At 41.1% G+C, this 24,626-nt stretch carries 7 protein-coding genes and 2 pseudogenes; 5 read left to right on the forward strand and 4 right to left on the reverse strand.

All coding sequences use genetic code 11. From position 1 onward, the window contains the following. Nucleotides 1-262 precede the first annotated feature (262 nt). The 3 genes and pseudogenes from HWQ37_RS22190 to HWQ37_RS22200 all read left to right on the forward strand — a co-directional run. A pseudogene (locus HWQ37_RS22190) lies at nucleotides 263-370 on the forward strand (transposase); the annotation flags it as partial. A gap of 732 nt (nucleotides 371-1,102) precedes the next feature. Further along, the gene (locus HWQ37_RS22195; protein ID WP_292750911.1) at nucleotides 1,103-8,845 is read left to right on the forward strand and encodes a type I polyketide synthase; all 7,743 of its coding nucleotides are present in this window, start codon (nucleotides 1,103-1,105) and stop codon (nucleotides 8,843-8,845) included. Beyond that, nucleotides 8,842-16,650, forward strand: a complete 7,809-nt coding sequence (locus HWQ37_RS22200; RefSeq protein WP_292750913.1) for an SDR family NAD(P)-dependent oxidoreductase — start codon at nucleotides 8,842-8,844, stop codon at nucleotides 16,648-16,650. Before HWQ37_RS22195 ends, HWQ37_RS22200 begins: the two co-directional genes overlap by 4 nt. A gap of 146 nt (nucleotides 16,651-16,796) precedes the next feature. Here HWQ37_RS22200 and HWQ37_RS22205 read toward each other — a convergent pair whose 3' ends face one another. The 4 genes from HWQ37_RS22205 to HWQ37_RS22220 all read right to left on the reverse strand — a co-directional run bounded on the left by HWQ37_RS22205 (nucleotide 16,797) and on the right by HWQ37_RS22220 (nucleotide 22,739). Next, nucleotides 16,797-17,918 (reverse strand): ABC transporter permease, encoded by a 1,122-nt coding sequence (locus HWQ37_RS22205; RefSeq protein ID WP_292750915.1) that lies wholly within the window; start codon nucleotides 17,916-17,918, stop codon nucleotides 16,797-16,799. A 39-nt stretch (nucleotides 17,919-17,957) separates the two neighbouring features. Next, the gene (locus tag HWQ37_RS22210) at nucleotides 17,958-19,064 is read right to left on the reverse strand and encodes an ABC transporter permease (protein ID WP_292750917.1); all 1,107 of its coding nucleotides are present in this window, start codon (nucleotides 19,062-19,064) and stop codon (nucleotides 17,958-17,960) included. Between the two features lie 106 nt (nucleotides 19,065-19,170). Then, entirely contained in the window at nucleotides 19,171-21,162 is a 1,992-nt protein-coding gene (locus tag HWQ37_RS22215) for an ATP-binding cassette domain-containing protein (protein WP_292750919.1), read from the reverse strand. Between the two features lie 209 nt (nucleotides 21,163-21,371). Then, the gene (locus tag HWQ37_RS22220; protein ID WP_292750921.1) at nucleotides 21,372-22,739 is read right to left on the reverse strand and encodes an HlyD family secretion protein; all 1,368 of its coding nucleotides are present in this window, start codon (nucleotides 22,737-22,739) and stop codon (nucleotides 21,372-21,374) included. Nucleotides 22,740-22,861: 122 nt separating this feature from the next. Here HWQ37_RS22220 and HWQ37_RS22225 point away from each other — a divergent pair, with 122 nt between their 5' ends. Both HWQ37_RS22225 and HWQ37_RS22230 read left to right on the forward strand, forming a co-directional pair. Beyond that, the gene (locus HWQ37_RS22225; protein ID WP_292750923.1) at nucleotides 22,862-23,491 is read left to right on the forward strand and encodes a TetR/AcrR family transcriptional regulator; all 630 of its coding nucleotides are present in this window, start codon (nucleotides 22,862-22,864) and stop codon (nucleotides 23,489-23,491) included. Nucleotides 23,492-23,877: 386 nt separating this feature from the next. After that, nucleotides 23,878-24,399, forward strand: a pseudogene (locus HWQ37_RS22230) (transposase); the annotation flags it as partial. Between the last annotated feature and the right edge of the window lie 227 nt (nucleotides 24,400-24,626).

Below are 24,626 nucleotides of genomic sequence, written 5' to 3' on the forward strand. Positions count from 1 at the left end.
GATCGAGCTAGATGGACGGATTATTAAGGAAAGCGATGACATTTTGATCGCTTTGGAAAAGGTATTTGACCGAATGGCACTAAGAAAAGGTGAAACCTCGTGAGGGCAGGGTGTTGGGGGTAGGGTGTAGGGTGTAGTGTTCCAGACAATTGAATGCGAGTGCGTCAAGTAGTTCAACATCTTCTTAATTCCCTGCACCCTACACCCTACACCCAAAAGCCAGGAATACCAGGGTTTTACGCTTTTCTTAGTGCCATTCCTCTATGATGCAAGAGCAGGAGTTGAAGGAACGTTCTCTCAAGGAATTGGCAGCTTGGGGCTGCGACAAGCTCGCTACATTGGTTTGGTTAAAGTTCGGCTCCAGCAATTGCTTTTTCCCAAGTAGAACTTGAGCTTTTACGCGATCGCATTTTGTCTGAACTGAAGTTAGGCAAGCAAGCTCCTGGTTACAAGGCTATTCAGAAAGCTCTCAATCGCTTCATTGCTGAACTGACTTACCCAAACAAAAGCATTTTTTGACTTCGCCAACAGCATCCATTGATACTCACACCCCATCCCGTGAAAAGTCAGAGTTGCTGTTAGGGACTGAATATTTACTTTAGTTAAGTGGGAAAAGTGGGTTTAGTAGGATCTTTTGTACTACCCCTTGATTATGCTGTTAATATGCTGTAACTTAATAGCTAGTAGATAGTCACTATCAAGTTATGCAAGCTATTGAGAAATGCCATAAGTGTTGCACAATTTTATACAAAGTATTTGATCATTAAGGCAAAAATTCAGTTGATTGGTGTTTTAGTTTCAAATTATACCTTTTGTACCCCTAATTTTTAGCACCTCACAAAATCGCGTTGCTCCCGGAACTGACGCGATCAAGTTGAAAACTAACGTCAGTATACGCTGGAGGGTGAGGCTATGGAGATTGAGAAATGATGCAGTGTAACGGCACAGAAACCATGAAAACCTCGCAGAATAAGGAGCTTGTTAATTCAAAGTTAAGCTCTACAAGATTTAATTGCTACAAAAAAATTCAAAAATTTGTAGTGAGTAAAACAGATTTGGATAAAGTCAAGTTTAGCAAATCCCCAAAAGTGTATATACTACTATGACTATAAACTTCAAGTACGATACTGCACACATCTGTGAAAAAGAACCAATTGCTATAATTGGTATTGGTTGCCATCTTCCTGGCGGTGCTACTAGTCCAGAAGCTTTTTGGAAATTACTGATAGATGGGGTGGATGCCATCACCGAAGTTCCGGTAGAACGCTGGAACTCGCGCAGTTTGTACGACCAAGATCGAGGGAAACCAGGGAAAATATATACCCACAGAGGCGGATTTATTGAGAATATAGACCAATTTGATGCCCAATTTTTTGGAATTTCTCCAAAAGAAGCAGAGCGTATAGATCCCCAACAGCGAATACTCTTGGAAGTAGCTTATGAAGCTTTGGAGGATGCTGGACAAGTTCCAGAACACCTATCTGGCAGCAAAACTGGTGTATTTATTGGGATATCGTCTCACGATTACATTGATATCCAAACAAGTGTGAGCGATCGCACTTTAATCAACGCTTATACTAATCAGGGCGGAGCTATGAGCATAGCCGCCAACCGAATTTCCTATGTATTCGACTTCAAAGGCCCGAGTATGGCAGTTGATACAGCCTGTTCCAGCGCCTTAGTAGCAGTTCATCTCGCCTGTCAAAGTATTTGGAATCAAGAGTCTACACAGGCTTTAGCAGGAGGTGTCAATGCTGTACTCAAGCCGGAAGGAAGCATAGGTTTTAGTAAAGCATCAATGCTCTCTCCTGATGGAAAATGTAAAAGTTTTGATGCGTCAGCAGATGGTTTTGTTCGTAGCGAAGGCGCGGGTATTGTAATCCTAAAGCCTTTAGCCCAAGCTATAGCCGATCAAGATCTGATTTATGCCGTAATTCGAGGCACTGCTGTCAACTCCGATGGTCATACAAATGGTATGACAGTTCCTTCCAAAGAGGCACAAGAGGCAGCGCTACACGAAGCTTATAGGCAAGCTGGGATATCACCAGATCAAGTACAGTATGTCGAGGCTCATGGCACAGGAACCTCCGTCGGTGATCCCATAGAAGCGAATGCCATAGGTAATGTGCTTGGCAAGAATCGCCAACCAAACAATAAATGCATTATTGGCTCAGTCAAAACCAATATCGGACATTTAGAATCAGCAGCTGGTATTGCTGGTTTAATTAAGGCAGCATTGGCATTAAAACATGGTCAAATTCCGCCAAATCTACATTTTGTCTCTTCAAATCCGAAAATTCCTTTAGAACAGCTGCATTTACGAGTACCACAAACTATAGAACCTTGGCCCAACAATGGACATCAATCACGAATAGCTGGTGTGAATTCTTTCGGTTTTGGTGGTACTAACGCCCACGTAGTTCTGTCTGATGCTGAGATTCTACAACAAACGTCTTTACCAGAGTATACAGATAGGTTACTACAACCTACTGCACCATCACAAAGGCAAACACTGCTATTGCCCCTGTCTGCAAAAAGTCCAGAAGCACTTGCTGCGGTAGCAAAACTAACCGATAACTTTTTAGCCACGGCTTCTAGTCGTGGCGTTTCCTTATTAGATATCTGCTACAGTGCAAGTCTGCGTCGTGGGCATCACGATTATCGATTGGCGCTGGTGTCTGATTCTTTTGAAGAAATGGCAGAACAATTGCAAGGGTTTTTAGCGGGAGAAACCCGTTTGGCCATGTCTTCTGGTTGCCTAGTTTTAGGCAAGTCGCCCAAACTCGCTTTCGTGTTCTCCGGCATGGGGCAGCAATGGTGGGCAATGGGGCATCAGTTATTGGAGTCTGAACCTGTATTCCGAGAAAGTATTAAACAATGTGATCAACTGCTGAGGCAGTATACTGATTGGTCATTATGGGATGAACTCAGAGCTAGTGAAGAGCATTCTCGGATCAATGAAACCGTTGTAGCTCAGTGTTCTATCTTTGCAGTGCAAGTTGCGCTGTCTGCTTTATGGCGCAGCTGGGGCATTATTCCAGATGCAATTGTTGGTCATAGTGTAGGCGAAGTCGCAGCTGCTCATGTTGCTGGAGTATTGAGTTTAGAAGACGCTATCCGGGTGATTTTCCATCGCAGCCGCTTGCAAGCAACTGCTGCTGGACTTGGTAAGATGTTAGCGATCGCTTTCACACAACAAGAAGCTGAAACTGCGATCGCAGGATATGAAGACAAAGTTTCTATTGCCGCTATCAACAGCCTCCAAGGTCTAACATTATCCGGGGATACTCAAGCCTTGGAAGAAATTGCTCAATCTTTAGAGCAAAAGGAGATTTTTTGCCGATTCCTCAAAGTAGAAGTTCCTTATCATAGTATCTTGATGGAACCTTTGAAAGCAGAATTAGCACAGTCTCTAGAAGAAATTAACCCACAACCAGCAACCATTCCCCTTTTCTCTACCGTTACAGGACAACAAATTGATGGCCCAGAGATAAATGGTCTCTACTGGGGGCAAAATATGAGAGAACCAGTTCTGTTTGCAAAAGCCATAGACGGAATCATGCAAGCAGGATATGACCTCTTTTTAGAAATCGGCGCTCATCCAGTCCTGGCAAGTTACATTTCTGAGTGCTTTGCTATAGCTAATAAAACAACAACTGTGCTTGCTTCACTACGACGCAAAGAACCGGAACAAGCAATGATGCTGGCATCTGTTGGTAAGCTTTACACATTAGGATACCCAATTGATTGGCATCGGTTTTACCCCCAAAAAGGTCAATTTGTACGGCTACCATCCTATCCTTGGCAACGAGAGCGTTATTGGAGCGAATCTTTAGAATCGCAGCAAGCTAGGTTAGGACAAACTGCTTTACGTGCAATGTTCTCAACACAAGTCCATCCTTTGCTGGGATGCCAATTAAAATCAGCACAACCAGTGTGGGATGTATTAATAGATAAAGAACAACTCACTTATCTTGAAGACCATCGCATTCAAGGAGTTGCAGTCTACCCAGGAGCAGCTTATGTGGAAATGGCTTTGGCTGCGGCAATACAAACTTTTGGTAACGAGCCTTATGTTTTAGAAGAAATAGAGTTTCTACAAGCACTGCCTTTACCTGATAATCAGACACACTCGCTGCAACTGATCCTCGATTCCAGTCAAACAACTTTTGATATTTACGGCAAAACCAAAGACACTGAAGATTCTTGGACAAGATATGCCACAGGAAAGTTCAGCCGGACTTCACATCATTTCCTGCCAAATTTGGTTGTGCTGGATGAGTACAAAAGCCTTTGTTCAAAAGAAATTAATCCTCAAGATTGCTATCAGCAATTTCAAGAAATGGGATTAGAATATGGCCCAAGTTTTCAAGGAATAGAGCAGCTTTTTTGTGGTGAAAAACAATCACTAGCCAAGATAAAAGTTCATCCTGAGCTACTGACAGAAGTTGAAGATTATCAGCTACATCCAGCGATTCTTGATGCCTGTTTTCAGGCTCTCTTAGGCGCTTTGTTCTTAGATGATAAAACAGACAAAGTTTATCTACCGATTGAAATTAGCCGATTTCAAGTTTATGCTCGCCCTGGGGTTCAACTTTGGAGCTACACTCAGATAGTTGAGCAAACCGCCACCAGTTTTAAGGGAGATATTCGACTGCTGGATGATGCGGGAAAAGTGTTAGTAGAAATTCAAGGATTTCGCTGCCAGTCTTTAGAAAGAAGGCAACAGGTCACTCCAGCAAAAATTGATAATTGTCTTCATGAATACCAATGGCAATTAAAGCTGCGTCCAGATCAAGAGTTAGTTGATTTGCAACTTGATTATTTGCCCTCTCCAAGAAAAATTGCCGAACTTGTCCAACCAGAAGCAGATCGATTGAGTAAATATCTGAGAATTGCTGATTATTACTCTGTAGTAGAGCCGAAGTTGGATGTTTTGTGTACAGCTTATATTCTCGAAGCCTTAGAACAACTCGGTTGGCAGCCTCAATTACACCAGCAGGTTGATGTGGAAACTCTTACAGAAAAGTTAGGAGTGGCTGATCAACACAAACGTCTTTTAGGTCGAATACTGGAAATATTACAAGAAGATGGTGTTTTGAGTCAGGTAAACAACCAATGGTCAGTGCGTCAAATACTAGAACTAAAACAGTCAGATCAAATTTGGCAAGAGCTGATAACTCAGCATCCTAGCTATTTAGCAGAACTGACAATGCTGGGGCGCTGTGGGCAACACTTAGCAAGCGTTCTACGGGGTGATGTTGATCCTTTAGGGCTGATTTTCCCAGAAGGATCTTTGACAACATCTGAGCATTTATACCAAGACTCCCCCAGTACTCGCATCTATAACCTGCTGGTGCAAAATGCGATCGCTACATTAGTCTCCAGTTTACCCAAAGAGAGAACAATACGGATTTTAGAGATTGGTGCAGGCACAGGTTCTCTAGCTTCTTATCTCCTTCCCATACTTCCCAGTAACCGCTCACAATATGTTTTTACTGATGTCTCTCAAGTCTTTACTGTTCAGGCTCAGCAGAAGTTTCAGGAATATCCGTTTGTAGAATATCAACTATTAGATATTGAAAAAGACCCCATAGCTCAAGGATTTTTGCCGTATTCGTTTGATTTAATTCTGGCTTCAGATGCACTGCACGCAACAACTGATTTGCGTCAAACATTAGAGAATGTCAAACAGCTTTTGGCATCCCAAGGCTTGCTAGTGTTGTTGGAGTTGACTAAGCCACCACGCTGGCACGACTTAGTATTTGGGTTACTCAAAGGCTGGTGGTTATTTTCTGATTTGGAATTACGACCATCACATCCGCTGCTTAGTTTCAAAAAATGGCACAATTTGCTCCAAGAAGTTGGGTTTGCAGAAATTGCTGGAATTAGAGATACAGAGGCAAATGAGGAATCTCTGCACACTGTGATTTTAGCTACTGCTCCTAATATTAATATTGAACAAGAATCTGCTTCGAGGCTCAAAAATTCTTATCAACCAGATAAACAAGAAACTTGGTTGATTTTCGCAGACAACTTTGGCGTTAGTCAGCAGCTAGCAAACTTGCTGAAACAAGATTCCAAAAACCCTATTTTCATCTCGCCCGGAACAACTTTTTCTCAGCTTGATGACAATCACTTCCAAATCAGAACGGAACATTTGGAAGATATACAGCAAGTTCTGGAAACAGTTAACACCGCTCAATCTCCTTGTCGTGGTATAGTCCATCTTTGGAGCATAAATACACCTCCCATAGAAGAGACTACAATTTCTTCCCTAGAATCAACCCAGACAGTAGGCGTTTTGAGCGCACTGAACTTGGTTCAAGCATTGGAGAAAGTTACTTGGAATGATTCACCGTGTCTATTTTTAGTAACTCGTGGACTTCAAAGCGTGGGAGAGTCAGTTAAATCTCTCTCAATTGCTCAGTCTTCCTTGTGGGGCTTAGGTCGAGTGATCGTCAATGAACATCCAGATTTGCGTTGCACGATGGTTGATCTCAGTTCCACCACCTCTGCATCAGAAATTCAATCTCTGTTTGACGAGTTATGCTTAGATGACCGAGAAGATGAAATCGCCCTGCGGGGTAAAGCACGTTATGTTAATCGATTGGTGCGGATATCATCTACAAACGCTCTAACAGAGGCTAATCAAGCTTTTCGTTTAGAAATTACCACACCTGGAATTTTAGATAACCTGATTCTGCGAGCAACTACGCGCCAAAAACCTGGGCCCAAAGAGGTGGAAATTCAAGTTTATGCTACGGGTCTTAACTTTAAAGACGTAGCTAAGGCAATGGATTTGTTGGCTGATGTGAATTTAGAGAATAATTTTTCAGGACAAGCTATTGGTCTGGAATGTGCTGGAATTATTACTGCAATTGGCTCTGAAATTGAAGAATTTCAAATAGGAGATGAAGTTGTTGCTGTTGCCCCTAACAGCTTTGCCAATTATGTCACTACAGATGCTTGTTTAGTGGTACATAAGCCAGCGTCTTTGAGTTTTGAGGAAGCGGCCACAATTCCTTTAGTTTTCCTCACTGCTTACTACGCCTTGCATTATTTGGGTCGAATCCGTAAGGGAGAACGAGTTCTGATCCATGCTGGTGCTGGCGGCGTGGGTATTGCTGCCATCCAAATTGCCCTTGCAGCTGGCGCAGAAATCTTTGCAACAGCTGGTAGTTCGCAAAAACGTGAGTTTTTGAGGAACTTGGGTGTGAAGCATGTTATGGACTCGCGATCGCTTGCCTTTGCTGATCAAATAATGCAGATTACAAATGGTAAAGGTGTAGATATTGTCCTTAACTCTTTGGCAGGAGAAGCTATTCCTAAGAGTCTGTCAGTTCTAGGAGCCTATGGACGTTTTATAGAAATAGGCAAGCGTGATATTGACAGCAATAGCAAGTTAGGCTTACGACCTTTTCAAAAGAATTTGTCGTTCTTTGCTCTGGATTTTGATCGCTTTGCATCTGAACGTCCAGATTATTGCCGTTCTTTGTTACGCGAATTGATGCAACATTTTCATGATGGCAGCTTTCACCCACTTCCTCATCGCGTATTTCCCATCTCGCGTGTAGTTAGTGCTTTCCGCTACATGGCACAAGCTAAACACATCGGCAAAATAGTCGTAGATTTGCGAGATCCCAAGGTGAAGGTGGCTCCTTTATCTGAGGAAACAATCACGTTTGGCAGTGATGCAACTTACCTGCTCACTGGTGGACTCGGAGGTTTTGGTTTAGCAGTGGCTCAGTGGTTAGTGGAACGCGGGGCGCGACACTTAGTACTGATGGGACGCAGCAATGTGCTTTCAACAGCAGCCTCAACAGCCATAGAAGCCATGAAAAAGTTCGGTGCTGAAGTTGTGGTTGCTCAAGCAGACGTAACTCAACCACAGCAAGTTGAAACTGTTCTCGCTGACATTAGTGAATCTATGCCACCGTTGCGAGGTATTATTCACGGTGCTATGGTTCTTGACGATGCTCTTGTGCTGCAACTTAATTCAGAGCGTATGCAGAAAGTTATGGCACCCAAAATGCTTGGAGCCTGGAATTTGCATACTCAGACATTAAATACACCGTTGGATTTCTTCTTGCTGTTCTCCTCTTTCACTTCACTCGTAGGAAATCCAGGTCAAGGAAATTATGTAGCTGCTAGTAGTTTTATTGATGCCCTGGCTCATCACCGCCATGCGATCGGTCTGCCAGCCCTAACCATCAATTGGGGATTTATTGCTGATGTTGGTTATGTTGCCCGCAACGCTGACGTAGCTGAACATCTCAAGCGCATGGGAAATCAACCTTTGCCACTGCGGCAAGTGCTGAAGAAAATGGGAGAGTTACTACTTCAACCAGACGTTGCTCAGGCGGCGATAGTGGATATAGATTGGCATCGGTGGTGCCAAGTTCACTTCTCTGGTGCTGGTGGTTCGCCACGGTTTTCTTACCTGAATAAGGCAGCAGCAACAGAACAGATAGATGCTGAGGATAGTGAAGAAAATTCTAGTTACGGCGATTTATTATCGGTAACGCCAGCAGAGCGAGAGCAATTTTTAGTGTCTCGCATTAGAGAACAAGTAGCAAAAATAATGGGAATTGCTTTAGCCAAACTGGACATTACGCGATCGCTACTGCAAGTAGGGCTTGATTCTCTAATGGCAGTTGAACTAAGCAATCGATTCAAAAGCGAGATGGGAGTGAACATACCCACAATGAAAATTATGCAAGGTTTGAGCATTTCCCAGCTAGCAGAAATTTCCCTTGAGCAATTAGCTTTAGCGAGTATAAAGCTATCAGAATCACCATCGACAGAAGAATCTAATGAAGATATGGAGGAAATTACCCTATGAACTTAAATCAATTAATAGCGGAACTTTCGGTTGCAGGTATAAAGTTAACTGCTGATGGTGATCAATTACGTGTTCGTGCTGCCAAGGGAGTGCTGACACCACAGATACGTGACTCAATAGCTAAACAAAAGACAGAATTGTTGAAGCTACTGCGAGATGAGAATAAAGGCACAAGTGATACAAATCTGCCACTTGTTAAAGTTTCACGAGAGCAAAATTTACCTCTGTCTTTCCCTCAGCAACAAATGTGGTTCTTTGATCAGTTGCAGCCAAATAATCCTTTTTACAACTTACAACTATGTTTGGCACTTCATGGTTCTGTTAACACCGTTGCTCTATTGCAAAGCGTAAACGAAATTATCCGACGCCACGAAGTTTTAAGAACTACTTTCACCCAAGTTGATGGAAGATCGGTTCAGATTATCGCTTCAAAGTTGAATATAACTATGCCAGTGGTCGATCTGCGGCATCTTCCTGATGGTGAACGAAAGATTGAAGCCCAACGAATAAGCACAAAAGAAGCTCAACACTGCTTTGATTTAGCTACTGTCCCTTTATTGCGTGTTCTTCTGATACATTTAGAAGCAGCTGAATATCTCTTGGTGGTAACGACACATCATATTATTTTTGATGGTTGGTCAATGGGCGTTTTTATTCGGGAGTTAGCAGCGAACTATCAAGCCTTTTGTACAAACAAACCATCACCATTACCTGAGTTACCTGTTCAGTATGCCGACTTTGCCTCTTGGCAGCGTCAATGGTTGCAGAAAGAGACGGAAAAAACACTATTAACCTACTGGAAACAACAACTCCAAGGCGCTCCACCTTTATTAAAACTGCCTTTAGACCATCCACGACCACCAGCTCAAAGCTTTCGGGGCGCTAAACAATTTATAGAACTACCTAAAAGCTTAAGTGAAGCACTCAAGAACTTGAGTCAGCAGCAAGGAGTCAGTTTGTTTATGACTCTCTTGACAGCCTTTAAGGTTTTGTTGTGTTGCTACACGAGTCAACAAGATATTGTCGTAGGGTCTGCCATTGCCAACCGCAACCAAACTGAGGTTGAAGGATTGATTGGGTTTTTCGCTAATGCTTTGGTGCTGCGGACTGACCTGTCAGGTAATCCTACGTTTCGAGAGTTATTGCTGCGAGTGCAAAAAGTCGCTTTAGAGGCTTATGCTCACCAGGATTTACCTTTTGAGCGGTTGGTGAAAGAACTAGAACCAGAACGTTCTTTAAGCTATAACCCGTTGTACCAAGTGATATTTGCCCTACAGAATAAACCAGACACATTAGCCGTCTCGAATCTAACGTTTAATTTTGTGGAAGCATTTAATGAACAAGCAACAAGATTAGATTTAGAGTGTCACCTATGCGAAACTCCAGAGGGCATTCGTGGTTTTTTAATATACAGCACTGATTTATTTGAGCAGGCAACAATTACTCGTATGGCAGGACATTTTCAAACTCTGCTGTCAGGAATTGTTGCTAATCCCCATCAAAAGTTATCACAATTACCGCTGTTTAGTGCAGCCCAACGACACCAGATGCTTGTGGAGTGGAATAAGACTCCAGCAGATGATCCTCAACATTTGTGTATACATCAGCTAATTGAAGCGCAGTCTTTGAAGACACCGGATGCTGTAGCAGTTGTGTTTGAAGATAAACAATTGACTTACTCACAATTGAACAGCAAAGCCAACAAAATAGGACATTATCTACAAACCCTTGGAGTAAGTCCAGAGAAAATAGTAGGCATTTACGTAGAACGCTCTTTGGAGATGGTAATAGGGATATTAGGCATTCTCAAAGCTGGTGCAGCTTATTTGCCTTTAGACTCTAATGATACTCCTGAGCGATTACAAATGATGTTGGCAGAAACTCAGCCATTAGTGTTATTAAGCCAACAGCTTTTAATTGAGCGTCTGCCAAATCAACAAGCGCAAGTAATTTGTTTAGATTCAGATTGGCAAGTAATTACACAGCACAGTGATGAAAACCTTGAAAGCAAAGTAACATCTGAAAACCTTGCTTACATTATTTACTCTTCAAAATGTGGGGTTTTAGTTGAGCATTGTGGGGTTATTGAACGTCTGGATTGGTTGCAAAAAACTTTTGTCTTGTCTGAGTCTGATGCCTTGTTGCATAAAGCTCCGTTAACTCAGGATACAGCAGTCTGGGAAATCTTTTGGTCGTTAATTCATGGAGGGCGGTTAGTAATTGCAGCGACTCAAGGTGAAGACAACCCTGAATATTTGCAGCGTGTGATTGCTGAACAAAAAATCAGCCTTATCCACTTTGTACCTTATGTGCTGTTTGCTTTTGTTGAATCTTTATCACAAGATGCAGCACCTTCATTGAGTTCTTTACGTTCTGTGTTGTGTAGTGGAGAACCATTACACAATCAGGTAATAGAAACATTCTTCCAGCATTTTAGGTGTGAATTATACAATTTGTGCAGTCTTCCCGAAGCGGCTACGGAATTAACTGCACAAGTTTACAACTATACGCATACTTCAAATAAATTGTTGATTAATTATGTCAAAAATAACCTCTCAATGTATGTGTTGAATAAATATATGCAACTAGTTCCCATAGGAGTAACTGGTGAAATATATGTTTCCGCAAAGAAACTATTCCGTGGATATTTAAATCATCGAGAAGAGATAGTCCAACGCTTTGTTAATCATCCTTTTTATGAAGAACTTAATAATGGACAACTGCTCAAAACAGGATATTTAGGTCGTTATCTCAATGATGGCAAGCTAGAGATTTTAGGTGCTAGCGATCGCCAAGTTTGGATTAATAATTTCCGCATCGATTTAAATGAGGTGGAAACAACAATATTGCAGAATATTTCTGTCAATGATTGTGTAGTACTAGCGAGGAGTACAGAAACCTTTAGGCAAGAGTTAGTGGCTTATGTGGTTTTGTCAGGGCCTTTTTCACCAGAACAGTTACAACTTCAACTGCAAGCTGTTTTACCTTTTGACTCGCAGTTATGTACATTTATCCCAGTTACTAAGTTACCACTCACAGCTACAGGGCAACTAGATGAACAAGCCCTAACTTCCTTGGAAGTGATTGATTCTAATTTAATACAGCGATGGGAAAAGTCACTGCGATCGCTACACGAAGTTAAGGAAGTAGCGGTAGCAGTACACAAGCAAATTGAATTTCTACCCCCACTGCATTTGTCAGATATTCTTCCTGAGAGTAAAACTATTTCTTTACGTCAGGTAAATCAGTCGTCAGCAAAATCAAGCTCAACTACTGTGCAGGACAGACCAGTAGTCAAGCAATTAGCTATCAGTGATGGTGGAGCATTACAATTGCCACCTGATGCTGCAAGCACTTTACCAGAAGCACTGAAACGAGCTGCTTTGCAAGCGCCAGATAAAGGTATTGTCTACCTAAAAACAGACGGTTCAGAAATTTTTCGCTCTTATCAAGCTTTGTTGGAAGAGTCAGAAAAAATTCTAGCTGGGTTGAGGCGCTTGGGTTTAAAGGCAAAAGATCAAGTAATCTTGCAACTAAATTGCAATGAAGATTTTATTTCTGCCTTTTGGGGATGTATTTTGGGAGGATTTATCCCAGTACCAATATCAGTTCCTACTTCTTATGAAGAAGATCACAGTACTTTCAATAAACTACATAATACATGGCAAATGCTGGGGAAACCCATAGTAGTGACTAGCAAACAGCTTATTGCATCAGTCCGTTCGCGAGCGCAACTTCTGAATTTAGAGAATTTTCAAGTAGAAACAATTGATGAGTTGCGTTGTTGTGAACCGGATCAAAATTGGCATATTAGTCAGCCAGAAGATGTCACACTTTTGATGCTGACCTCCGGCAGTACTGGTATGCCTAAAGGCGTGATGTTGAGCCATTACAATTTGCTAAGTAGAACAGCAGGCTCGATTCAAATGAACGGTTTTTCCAGTTCTGATGTGACTTTAAACTGGATGTCTTTGGATCACGTTGCTGGCATTATATATTTTCATATCCGAGATGTTTATTTAGGTTGTCAACAAATTCAGGTTCCCACCCAACTAATTTTACAAGAACCTTTAAAGTGGCTGGATTGGATTGAGCAATATGGAGTTACCATCACCTTTGCTCCCAACTTCGCTTTTGGACTGGTCAATAATCATGCCTCAGAAATTAAGCTACGGCGTTGGGATTTATCTTGTTTAAAATTTGTTTTAAATGGTGCTGAATCTGTTGTTGCAAAAACAGCGAGGCGTTTCCTTGAAATACTAGCTCCTCATGGGCTAAGTGCTACTTCCATACATCCTGCTTGGGGTATGGCTGAAGTGTCTTCTGGTGTCACTTACTCAAATCACTTTTCGCTGTTATCAACAAATGATGATGATTCATTTGTTAATGTGGGAAAACCAATTCCAGGAGTTTCCTTGCGGATAGTTGATAGTCACAACCAAATCGTTTATGAAGATACAATTGGTTCGTTACAAGTACGTGGTAGCACGGTGATGCTGGGGTATTATAATAACGATGAATTAAACCGAGAAGTTTTTACAGAAGATGGTTGGTTCAAAACTGGAGATTTAGCATTTATACATCAGGGATACCTGACAATTACCGGGCGTGAGAAAGATGTTATTATCATCAACGGTCAAAATTATTACAGTCATGAAATCGAAGCAGCTGTCGAAGAACTTTCTGGTGTAGAGGTATCATTTACCGCAGCCGTTGGTGTCCGGGATGCATTTGATAACACTGATAAATTAGCAATCTTTTTCAGTTCTGCAATTGGTGATGAAGCAGAAGTTGTCAATCTGACTCAGGAAATTCGCAACCAAGTTGTTCAAAAGATTGGCATTAATCCAAGTTATCTGATTCCCGTTGAAAAACAGATTATTCCTAAAACTGCGATCGGAAAAATTCAACGTTCCCAACTCAAACAACGCTTTGAAGCAGACGAATTTAAAGACATTCTCAAACGACTTGACATCTTAAGTGGCAATGCCAATACACTACCAGATTGGTTCTACAGCAAAATCTGGCGACCGAAGGAAGTAGTGTCTTCGCAACGTCTGTTAAGGGTAGGGCAATCTCTGGTTTTCCTGGATTCCTTGGGTCTGAGTACTTACTTGTGTACAGAACTCAGCCAGTTAAATCCCGACTGTGTACGTGTAGAAGCAGGGGCAGATTTTGCCAAGCTCAACTCTAACTACTACCGCATTAATCCTAAAGAACCCAGCCACTATTTGCAACTGCTAAAGTCCCTGTTAAAAGATGGCTTGCAAATTGATTTGATTTTGCACTTGTGGGCTTATGATAATTATGCAGGAGAGATATCTAGCTTAGATCAACTAGAGCAAGCTCAGTATCAAGGAACTTACAGCTTACTGTTTTTGATTCAAGCTCTAGCACAGGTGCAAAAAGATATTCCAACTCAGTTGTATGTCATTGCTAGTCATACACAGGCTACTTCCCCAAGTGACAAAATAGCCTACGAAAAAACGCCTGTTTTAGGCTTAATTAAAACGATTTCCCAGGAAAACCCCTGGTTGAAATGCCGTCATATCGATTTACCCATTGATTTAGTTGAAGTGAATGCAACTCGTATTTTGCAAGAGATGCGAGTAATGCAAAGCGAGAAAGAAGTAGCTTACCGTAATGGACACCGTTTAATTCCTCGTCTTAGTAAAATTAACCTCAGTCAGGAGAAAAAGCAGGAAATTCCTTTAAAACAGGGCGGGATGTATCTCTTAACTGGAGGTTTAGGTGGTATTGGCGTTGAAATTGCTAAATATCTGCTCACACATTATCAAGTCCGTTTGTTGTTAGTGGGTAGGACAGCCATACCCCAAAGAAATCTGTGGGAAACTCATTTGCAAAAGACAGACGATAGCATATCTCAAAGCATCAGAACTCTGTTAACGTTGGAGCAGCTTGAAGGAGACATTCTTTATCAAGCTGTTGATGTCTGTGATTTTGCACAGTTGCAACAAGTAGTTGAGCAAGCCAAATCTCACTGGAAATGTGAATTAGATGGAGTGATTCATCTTGCAGGCATTTTTCATGCACGCTTGCTGTTAGAAGAAACTTATGATGAATTTGCAGCAGTACTTCGCCCCAAGGTGCTGGGAACATGGGCGCTACACCAAATTGTTAAACAACGACCTGATCGCATTTTCATTTCTTTTTCTTCAGTAAACGGCTTTTTTGGAGGTACTACTGTTGGTGCTTATGCTGCTGCTAATAATTTCTTAGACTCTTTTTCTTACTATCAGCGACATCAAAACTCTTTACATAGCTACTGTTTTGCCTGGAGTGGTTGGGATGAAGTAGGAATGAGCCGTAATAACAAAAACAAGGAATTATCTCATGCTCGCGGTTATAGTACCCTAACAATCGAACAGGGGTTGTATTCTTTACTTGCAGGTTTACATCATAATCAAGCACATTTGTTTGTAGGGTTAGATGGCAGTAATCAGTATATACGCGAATATACGGAAGATACAAGTTTTAGAATACAAAAACTGCTGGGATATTACACGAGTAAAGTTGAGTCTACAGCGATCGCTAAGTTGGAAGAATTAGTAGTTTGCGATCGCTTCCAAACCCAAAGTGATTGTCAGTTTTTACAGCTCCCAGAAATGCCATTGACGGCTGATGGAAAAATAGACTACTCTAACCTGCCAGTACCAACTTGGGCATCTTCAAGACGTAACAAAGACTTTGTAGTAGCCCGTGATGCTTTAGAAACTCAGTTGGCTCAAATATGGGAAAAACTCTTAGATGTTCGTCCCATCGGAATTACAGACAATTTCTTTAGCCTTGGTGGAAATTCCATATTGGTTTTACGCTTAACAGCTGAAATTCATAAGTCCTTTGACAAAGAGATTGCAGTATCTACTATCTTTCAGGAAGCGACTATTGAACATTTAGCGGATATTTTACGTCAAGAGTCTAATTTCTTACCTAAATCTCCCCTCGTACCAATTCAACCACTCGGTTCAAATCCCCCCTTCTTCTGTGTATATCCGGCTAGTGGCAATATTCTTTCCTACCTAGATTTGGCATCTTATTTAGGTTCAAATCAACCCTTTTATGGTTTAGAACCACTTGGACTTGATAAAGAACTAACTCTCTACTACGGAATCGAAAATTTGGCAACCCATTACATCAAAGCGTTGCGCGTTGTTCAACCGCAAGGGCCGTACTATATAGGAGGCTGGTGCTTGGGAGGAATTGTAGCTTTAGAAATGGCCCAGCAGATGCAAAAGCAAGGTCTAGAGGTAGCTTTACTTGCTATGTTAGATTCCCCAATGGCAATTCCAGTGGATAAAACTGTGGATGACGACTTGAATGCTAAAGCATTTATACGCCTTGCGAAATACATAGAAATTTTTCACCAGCAGAAATTAGCAGTTTCCTACGAAGAACTTCAAAAGTTGGAACTACAAGAACAGGTCAGCTATATGGTGGAAAAGATTAAACAGAGCAACTTCTGGTTAGCTGAAATGAAAGTTGAGCAGATTCACGATATTTTGGATATTTCTAAGAATAGTATTCAGTCATTCCGCAGTTATATTCCACAAATTTACCCAGATAAAATTACTTTCTTTCGTGCTAGTGAGATGCTTCCAGAAGATTTCCGAGATACTGAATTAGATCGGGATGATATGGCTGCTGGCTGGGAGAAAATTTCTTTGAAACCAATAGAAATCATTGATGTTCCCGGCAATCATTTAACCATGTTCAACAAACCTCACGTTCAAGTTTTAGCAGAACAGTTAAGCAACTTTATTAGAGGTTGTGGTAGTAATCGGTAAACCTAAACTTTCATTAAATTTATCCTTGAGGATTTGTACTTTTAGTGTCACAGTAAGTTAAGCTTATCTCAATGGTTTACTTGCTATTTGAGTGTTTTTGCCAAAAGTGGATGCTCCCATAATTGTTTGATTTCCACCGCGTTGTACTAGCTTAACTGACTACGAAACTTACTAATACTAATAGTTAATAACACAACAGCAAAGGCGACTAAAGCCAAAACATTCATCCACAGTACATCTAAGCCAACACCTTTGAGCAAAATACCTCGAACGATCGCAATGTAATGACGGAGGGGATTGAGTAAGGATAGGGCTTGAAATAAAGGTGGCATGGCTTCAATAGGTGCGATCGCTCCAGAAGTTTGTACCATTGGTAAATTAATAAAGAAAGATGTCAAAACTACCTGTTGTTGGGAACTACTCACAGTCGCCAACATAATACCCAGGCTAATCCCGACAAATACATACATACTTGAGAGGGTGAGAAATAGCAGAAAATTACCTCGAAATGGTACATGAAATATTACTGTTGCTAAAGTGGTAGCTAATAAAACATCTCCCATTAATAAAAATGCTAAAGGAACAATTTTCGATAGTAATATTTGCCAGTTAGCAGCCGGAGTCATTAGTAATTGTTCTAAAGTACCCGTATCTTTTTCCCGGACAACAGTAATTGCTGATACTAATGTCCCAATTAATGTTAAAACTAAACCCATAACTCCTGGTACAAAAAACCAACTACTCGTCAGTCCAGGATTATAAAGAAATACAACTTCAGGTGAAACTGGAGGATTTACTTTACCTTGGGTTAATTGTAGATTATATTGTTGGATAATTTGATTCATATAATTTCCTGCAATCCCGGCTGTATTAGCATTTACAGCATCAATAAATACTTGAATATCTGCTGATTTTTGTGCCAGTTGACGCGGAAAATCGGGAGGAATTACTACCCCAACATCTAGCTTTCCTTCTTCTACCTGACGACTCAATGCTTTTTCACTGCTTGGTACAGATTCTAAAGTGAAAATTCGATTTGATGTCATGGCTGAAACTAACTCCCGACTAGCACTGACGTTGGCATAGTCAATGACACCTAATCGCAAGTTATGAACGTCGGGATTAAGGATAAATCCATAGAGTAATAATTGAACTGTTGGCGGGACAATTAACAGAACAATTAATTGCTTGTTGCGAAGAATTTGATTGATTTCTTTCCGCACTAATGCCCAAAATGGACTATCAAATAATCGCTGAATAAATTTCATAAAATTCCTTTTTATCAAACCATAGAGAACACAAAGAGATTAATTTGGTAATTGCATTCGACTTAAAACTCGGCGTGATACGTTGAAAAATACTAATCCCAAAGCTGCAAGCATGAGTAAATCAAACCAAACTCCGGCAAATCCTGTACCACGCACGAAGGCGTCACGAGTGATATCGATGTAATAACGCGCCGGAATTATGTTAGGTAGTAGTGATAAAGGGAAAGGAATATTGTTGAGGGGATAAATAAAACCTGAGAGTAATAATGATGTGATAAACCCTACAAGGGAAACGCCTTGTACAGCAGCATTTTGGTTACTACTGCGGACTCCTAAAAGCAATCCGAAAAAAACGCTATCTGTCAGAAATAGTAACGTACCAAGTAGTAATGTTATGGGATTACCAACTATGCCAACTTGGAAAATAATTGAGCCTAATACCATAACTACTAATGCCTCCACGATGCCAATTAATAGGTATGCTAATCCTTTACCAAGTAATAGTTCAGTGGCACTAATGCTAGAAGCATAGACTTGTAAAATTGTTCCTTTTTCTTTTTCCCGTACCATTGCGATCGCTGAGAGCAATGAAGGAAAAATCCATAGCACAACTCCGTAAGTTCCTGGCACAATATACAGCGATTCTAATCTGCCAGGATTAAACCATAGTCGCATTCTTGCTGTAATACTACTAGTCGCAGGTAGCAGTCCATGCTCTTGCATAAAAAAGTTTGTCACTCTTTGAATACTATTTTTAATTACACGGGCATTGTTAACATCAGTGGCATCGATTAACACTTGCACATTTGTACTTCTACCTGCTTGAATATCACGGCTAAATTCTGGCGGAATAATCACTGCGGTTTTAGCAATTCCTTTATCTATTGCATCGCGTATGGGATTGCCACCAGACCATTGTTTAGGCACAAATTGATTGGTGGCATACAGTCTTTCAATATAGCTGCTACTTAAGTTTGTGCGGTTAAAATCTTGCACAATTAAGGGAATATCTTTACTTTCTAACCTAATGGCAAAACCAAAAATTACTAAGGTAATGAATGGCAATAAAAAGGCTAGTGCCAACGTCAGGCGATCGCGGCGAAATTGGGCTATTTCTTTTACACATTGAGCAATAATTCGTTTCATATATATTGGGTACTGGATATTGGGTACTGGGGATTGGGAATTGAGCAATTAAATTTTGGATTGCAATTCAATCTAAAATCCAAAATCTAAAATTCCTACTCCTCTTTTATCCTTGCGATCGCTGTACTATACCAATAAAAGCATCTTCTAAAGAAAAAGGAATGGGGCGTAAAGAATTGATGGTAATTTGATTAGCTTCTAAAAGTTGAGTTAGTTGATTTATTTCCTGTTCGGGATGATCGAGAACAATGTGTAAACTATCAGCGAAAATCGAGACGCGCCAAGACTCAAAGTTTTGTTTGAGTATTTTGGAAGCTACTTGGTTTTGATTGACAATAATTTCTATTAATTGTCCCGGTTGCGAGGCTTTGACAGAACTGGGTGAACCTTCGGCGACGGTTTCTCCTGCAACCATAAAACTCATGCGGTTGCACTGTTCAGCTTCTTCTAGATAGTGCGTTGTCACTAAAATAGCTGTACCATTGCGGGCGAAGTCATTAATCAGCTTCCAAAACTGGCGACGCGCCAAGGGATCTACCCCCGATGTTGGTTCGTCTAAAAATAAAATATCTGGTTCGTGCATCACGCAAGCACCGAAAGCAACTCGCTGTTTCCAACCACCTGGTAGCTGTCCAGTAATCATATTTGCTTGTCCTTCTAAACCACAGGTAGCAATTACCCAATCAATTTTTTCCCGTCGGAGTTTGCGAGGTACGCCGTAGACTCCGCTATAAAATTCGAGATTTTGCAGAATAGTTAAATCGTCGTAAAGGGTGAATTTTTGACTCATGTAACCAATACGTCGCCGTAAGTCTGCACTCCGCAGATTTCCGGTTTCACCACCCAAGGAAATTTCACCGCCACTTGCTGCTAGTAATCCACACAGCATCTTAATGGTGGTAGTTTTGCCAGCACCATTAGCACCTAACAACCCAAAGATTTCCCCGTAGCGCACTTCGACGTTGACATCTTTAACGGCTTGAAACTTGCCAAAAACACGGCTGAGATTGTGAGCATATATCGCTAGCGCTGAGTCCTGAGTATTAAATACTCCGTCTGCTCCCCTGCTCCTCTGCTCCCCTGCTCCCCTCTTCCGAAAACGAGGAAAGGGGTAAAATTGCGGCGCTGAACCTTGTTGTCGCAGGCGCGTGACAAAGACGTTTTCTAATGTGGGTTCGCCATGCTCGATACTGGGAGAAGGTAACTGATGTTGTTGCAGCAGCTCACGGACTTGGATTTCGCCGGAATTTATATCTTCAACTAGGACATCCAAGCGATCGCCAAAAGTTTGCACATCTACTATATTTGTCTGGTCAGTCTGAGATAATATCTCTTCTGTAGCTTGTAGATTTGCTGTTCGCAATTCCAAGCGATGCAAGCCTAAGTTAGCCCGTAATTCTTTGGGTGTGCCAATTTCATGAATTTGCCCACTGTACATCAAAGCCACGCGGTGACAGCGTTCAGCTTCGTCTAAGTATGGTGTCGCAACTACAATTGTCATCCCCTCGGCTGACAATTCTCCTAGCACATCCCAAAATTCACGTCGGGAAACTGGATCAACGCCCGTAGTAGGTTCATCTAGTAACAATACTTCTGGTTGAGAAACCAAAGCACAACACAACGCCAGCTTTTGTTTCATCCCACCAGAAAGTTGTCCCACTAAGCGATCGCCAAATCGCTCTAAATTCATTAATTTTAAATATTTATTGCGGCGTTCCCTTAATAAATCATCTGCTACTTGCCGCAAACCTGCTGCATAACGCAAGTTTTGATCAATACTCAAATCCAAATACAGCGAAAACTGTTGAGTGAGATAACCTGTAATTAATCGGGCATCTCGTGCAGGTTGATTAAATATTTGCACCTCCCCCGCCGTTGCTTCCATCACACCGCCCAAAATGTGAAAAGTGCTAGTTTTCCCCGCACCATCAGGGCCGATTAATCCAAACATTTCACCTTTCTGGACGCTGAAATCAATTCCTCGCACAGCAGCTAAGTTTCCATAGTGCTTATGCAAACCGCGAACTTCAATTGCTGTGGTTGGCAGGCTAGATGATGGTGGTAAGTTTGCAGGGAAAGTAGTAATTTGCTGTTTCATTCCTTTCTACCCCCTAGCTTGAAAAGTGGTGTAATGGTCTCAGAGCATGGAGTGTACACGAAGATACCTTTTTCATAATTGGTAATGAAATTTTTTAATCGGAACTATCTTAAAAGTGCTAAATAAATATTTCCCCCCCTGCTCCCTTACCTTTATAATTTGCTTGCTGTAAAGGAACACCACGAACACCACGAACTCCCCCTGCTCTCTTACCTGCCTCCTGCCTTAAAACTAATTTCGGCATCTGCTGGCATCCCCATTTTGGCGCAGGGTAAATCTGAGCTAGTATAAGGCTTTTCGGGGTTAAAGCAGCTATCAGGGTTTTGAACTTTGATCCGAATTCCTACTACTTGTCTGACTCTATCTTTTTGAAAGTAAATATTTTCTGGTGTAAATGAAGCTTGCGGATCGATCGCAATCACTTTACCTTCTAATGGTTTGTCCGGTGCAGAATCAATGAAGATTTTCGTTGTTTGTCCTAGACGCACTTTGCCAATATCACCTTCGGGAATAAAACCTCTAAAATACACTGTTTTGGGGTCAACAATTGTCAAAATATTAGTTTGACTGCTAACTATTGCACCTGGTTCAACACTCCGGGCTGTAACTACTCCATCTAAAGGACTAACTACATTTACATCTTTTTTGGAGTCTGCAATCTGGGTGAGGATTTGCTGATTTGATGCTTGGGCATCTTTAACTTTGGCACGGGCAGAGTTGACTTTTGCCTGTGCAGATTTAAGTTGAGCATAGCTTTGCTGCTGCTTTCTGACTAATGCTGTTAACTGGGCATTGCGAATGTCAGGATTGAAACCTGTAGTTTTAACTTGAGTTAACGCCCCTGATGTAGCCTGTAATTGTTGGCGTTCGGCATTAACTGCTGCAACTCGTGCTTCTAGGGTTGCTATTGCTGTATCTAGGGTAGTTTGTGCTTGATCGAATTGTTGTTGATTGATCGCTCCTTCTTTTACCAATTGGGCATAGCGATCGCGGTTGATTTTTGCTAAATTAACTTCTGCTGCTGCCTGTTTAACTTGCGCTTGTGCTTGCACCAATGTAGCTCTGGCTGCTGCGACATTTGCTTGTGCCTGCTCAATTCTTCCTTGGGTATCTCCTTGAGATTGCCGTAAATTCAGTTTGGCTTCGTTAATTTGGCTGTTAATTTCTTGAATTTCTCTGCTGACTCGCTCTACATCTGAAATTGCCTGCTGTTCATCATACTTAGCAGATGTCACTCTCGCTTGTGTACCAAGTAGTTGTTGTTGCAGCAATTGATCGTCTGTGTCGTCTAACTTAATTAACTCTTGCCCCTTTTTAACTGCTGCCCCTTCCCGCACGGCAATTGTCTCAATTCTTCCAGAACGCTTGATCCCAATCTCGGTTTCATAACCCTCAATCCGCCCGCTAACTTGGAGTATATTTGTTGATACTTGCGGTTGAGAGCGCCACACAGCGTAGCCAATGCCACCTACCACCACTAGCCCTATCAGTAAAAAAATGGGTTTTTTGCGGCGTTGCTGCTTCGGTACTGGGGCATCTTTAAGATTTTCCGGGGATGTCGGGATAGTCTGAGTCATAGTAGCAGCCTGGATTGTGAAAAATATTTTATATAAGAGGATTGAAAATTTTGAATTCTTTGTCATCATACTAAACTGTCTAGTATGATATAGCAAGATATACGCAAAAAAATTTACCATTCATGCCTATAAACCCTGCTTTCCAACTAGAAAATCCTTTACCTGCGATCGCTCCAAAGCAGGAGCAAATCTTACAAGGAGCTATACGGATATTTTTGAAGGAGGGTTACGCTAGAACAAGTATGGATCGTGTCAGTGCATCAGCTGGAGTATCGAAGCAAACGATATACAGTCACTTTCAAGATAAAGAAGGATTGTTTAAAGCGTTGATAGAACGGTTGACGCTTGCTTGTTTTCAAAGTATTTTTAGTATAGAAAAATTGCAGGGGGAACCAGCAATTTTGTTGCGTCAAGTTGCCGAGATTTATTTAACCAAGGTTGCTGATAATCCCGATTATTTGGCATTGTTGCGTTTGATAATCACTGAGTCACAAAACTTTCCCGAACTAGCAAAACTTTATAACCAAACCGTTGTGCAACGAGGTCGACAAATACTAAGTTACTATTTTGCATCTCATCCAGAACTAGCAATCAGCGATCCAGAGGCAATGGCTCATATTTTTTTCGGTTCGCTAGTATCCTACGTGATTGTAGAGGAAATTTTACATGGCAAAGAACTTACTTCTTTATCACGCGATCGCTTGCTAGACAGCTTAATAAATATGGTCATGAGCCAGGGTAAACGCATCTAATTTGTTTTGACAAAATGTAACTTATATGAACGCAGAAAAAGGGAAGTATTGTTAGGTTGATATCAATGTAATAGATGTATGTAAAGAAGATTTGATGTAAAATCGGTTCTGTAAGAATCAATAAAATGGGGTGAAGTGGTATTCTCAATTCATTTGAATGAGACAAAATTTAGAAATGAAGCTACCACCAAAAATCACAATTGCAGATCATTTTAACCCACATTCCGCACTTCATTTTGTAATATACATACTAGTATGAAAATTGTCCATAAGCCTTAAATAAAAATACTTAATTTTTTAGTAATTAACCCAAGTTGCTAGTTATTGATTCAGGCGATCGCTTTATGCAATAAAATCCCCTCCAGATATGAAAAACGGAGGGGAATATGTTAAACGAAATAATTACTGTCTATGCTATCATCGATGACCTTTTAAAGGCGATTAGGCATGGTGAATACTGTCGCCGAGAGATGAGTGACGCAGAAATTATTACAAATGCTATCTGTGCAGCGATGTTCTTTAATGGTAATCATAGCAAGGCTTGTAGCTATATGAAAGACCATAATTTGATATCTAATATGTTAGAAAAGTCACGATTGAACCGGAGATTACACAGTGTTTCAATGTTAATCAACGACTTGTTTCATCAAGTGGGAATGGTACTGAAGGAAATTAGTGATTCCACTGAATACCTTTTAGACTCGTTTCCAGTACCCATCTGCGACAACATCCGTATCTTTAATGTAAAAATAATCCAGTCGGAAGAGTATAGAGGTTACATCGCATCGAAAAAACGATATTTTTATGGGGTTCGAGTTCAGTTATTAACAACCAAAAATGGTATTCCTGTAGAATTTGTGTTTATGCCTGGTAGTGCCAACGATGTACGTGCTTTAAATACCCTACCTTTTGCCTCACAATCTACAGTTTTTTCTCTTTGAGGGCTGTTCTCGAATAAACTTAGTTGTCCTGTCGTTGTGTAAAAACTGTCAAACCAGTCTGTAGTTCCAAATGTTTCGTCAAGTCTTTTCTTTAAAGATTCTTTGATATTCCCATCTCTTGTCAGTAGCCTATTTATTGCAATAATCCTCGACATATAAGAACGTTAAACGGGGTAGTAGAACTACAGCTAAAA

The organism is Nostoc sp. NMS4 (genome assembly GCF_017115095.1).
GTDB lineage: Bacteria > Cyanobacteriota > Cyanobacteriia > Cyanobacteriales > Nostocaceae > Nostoc.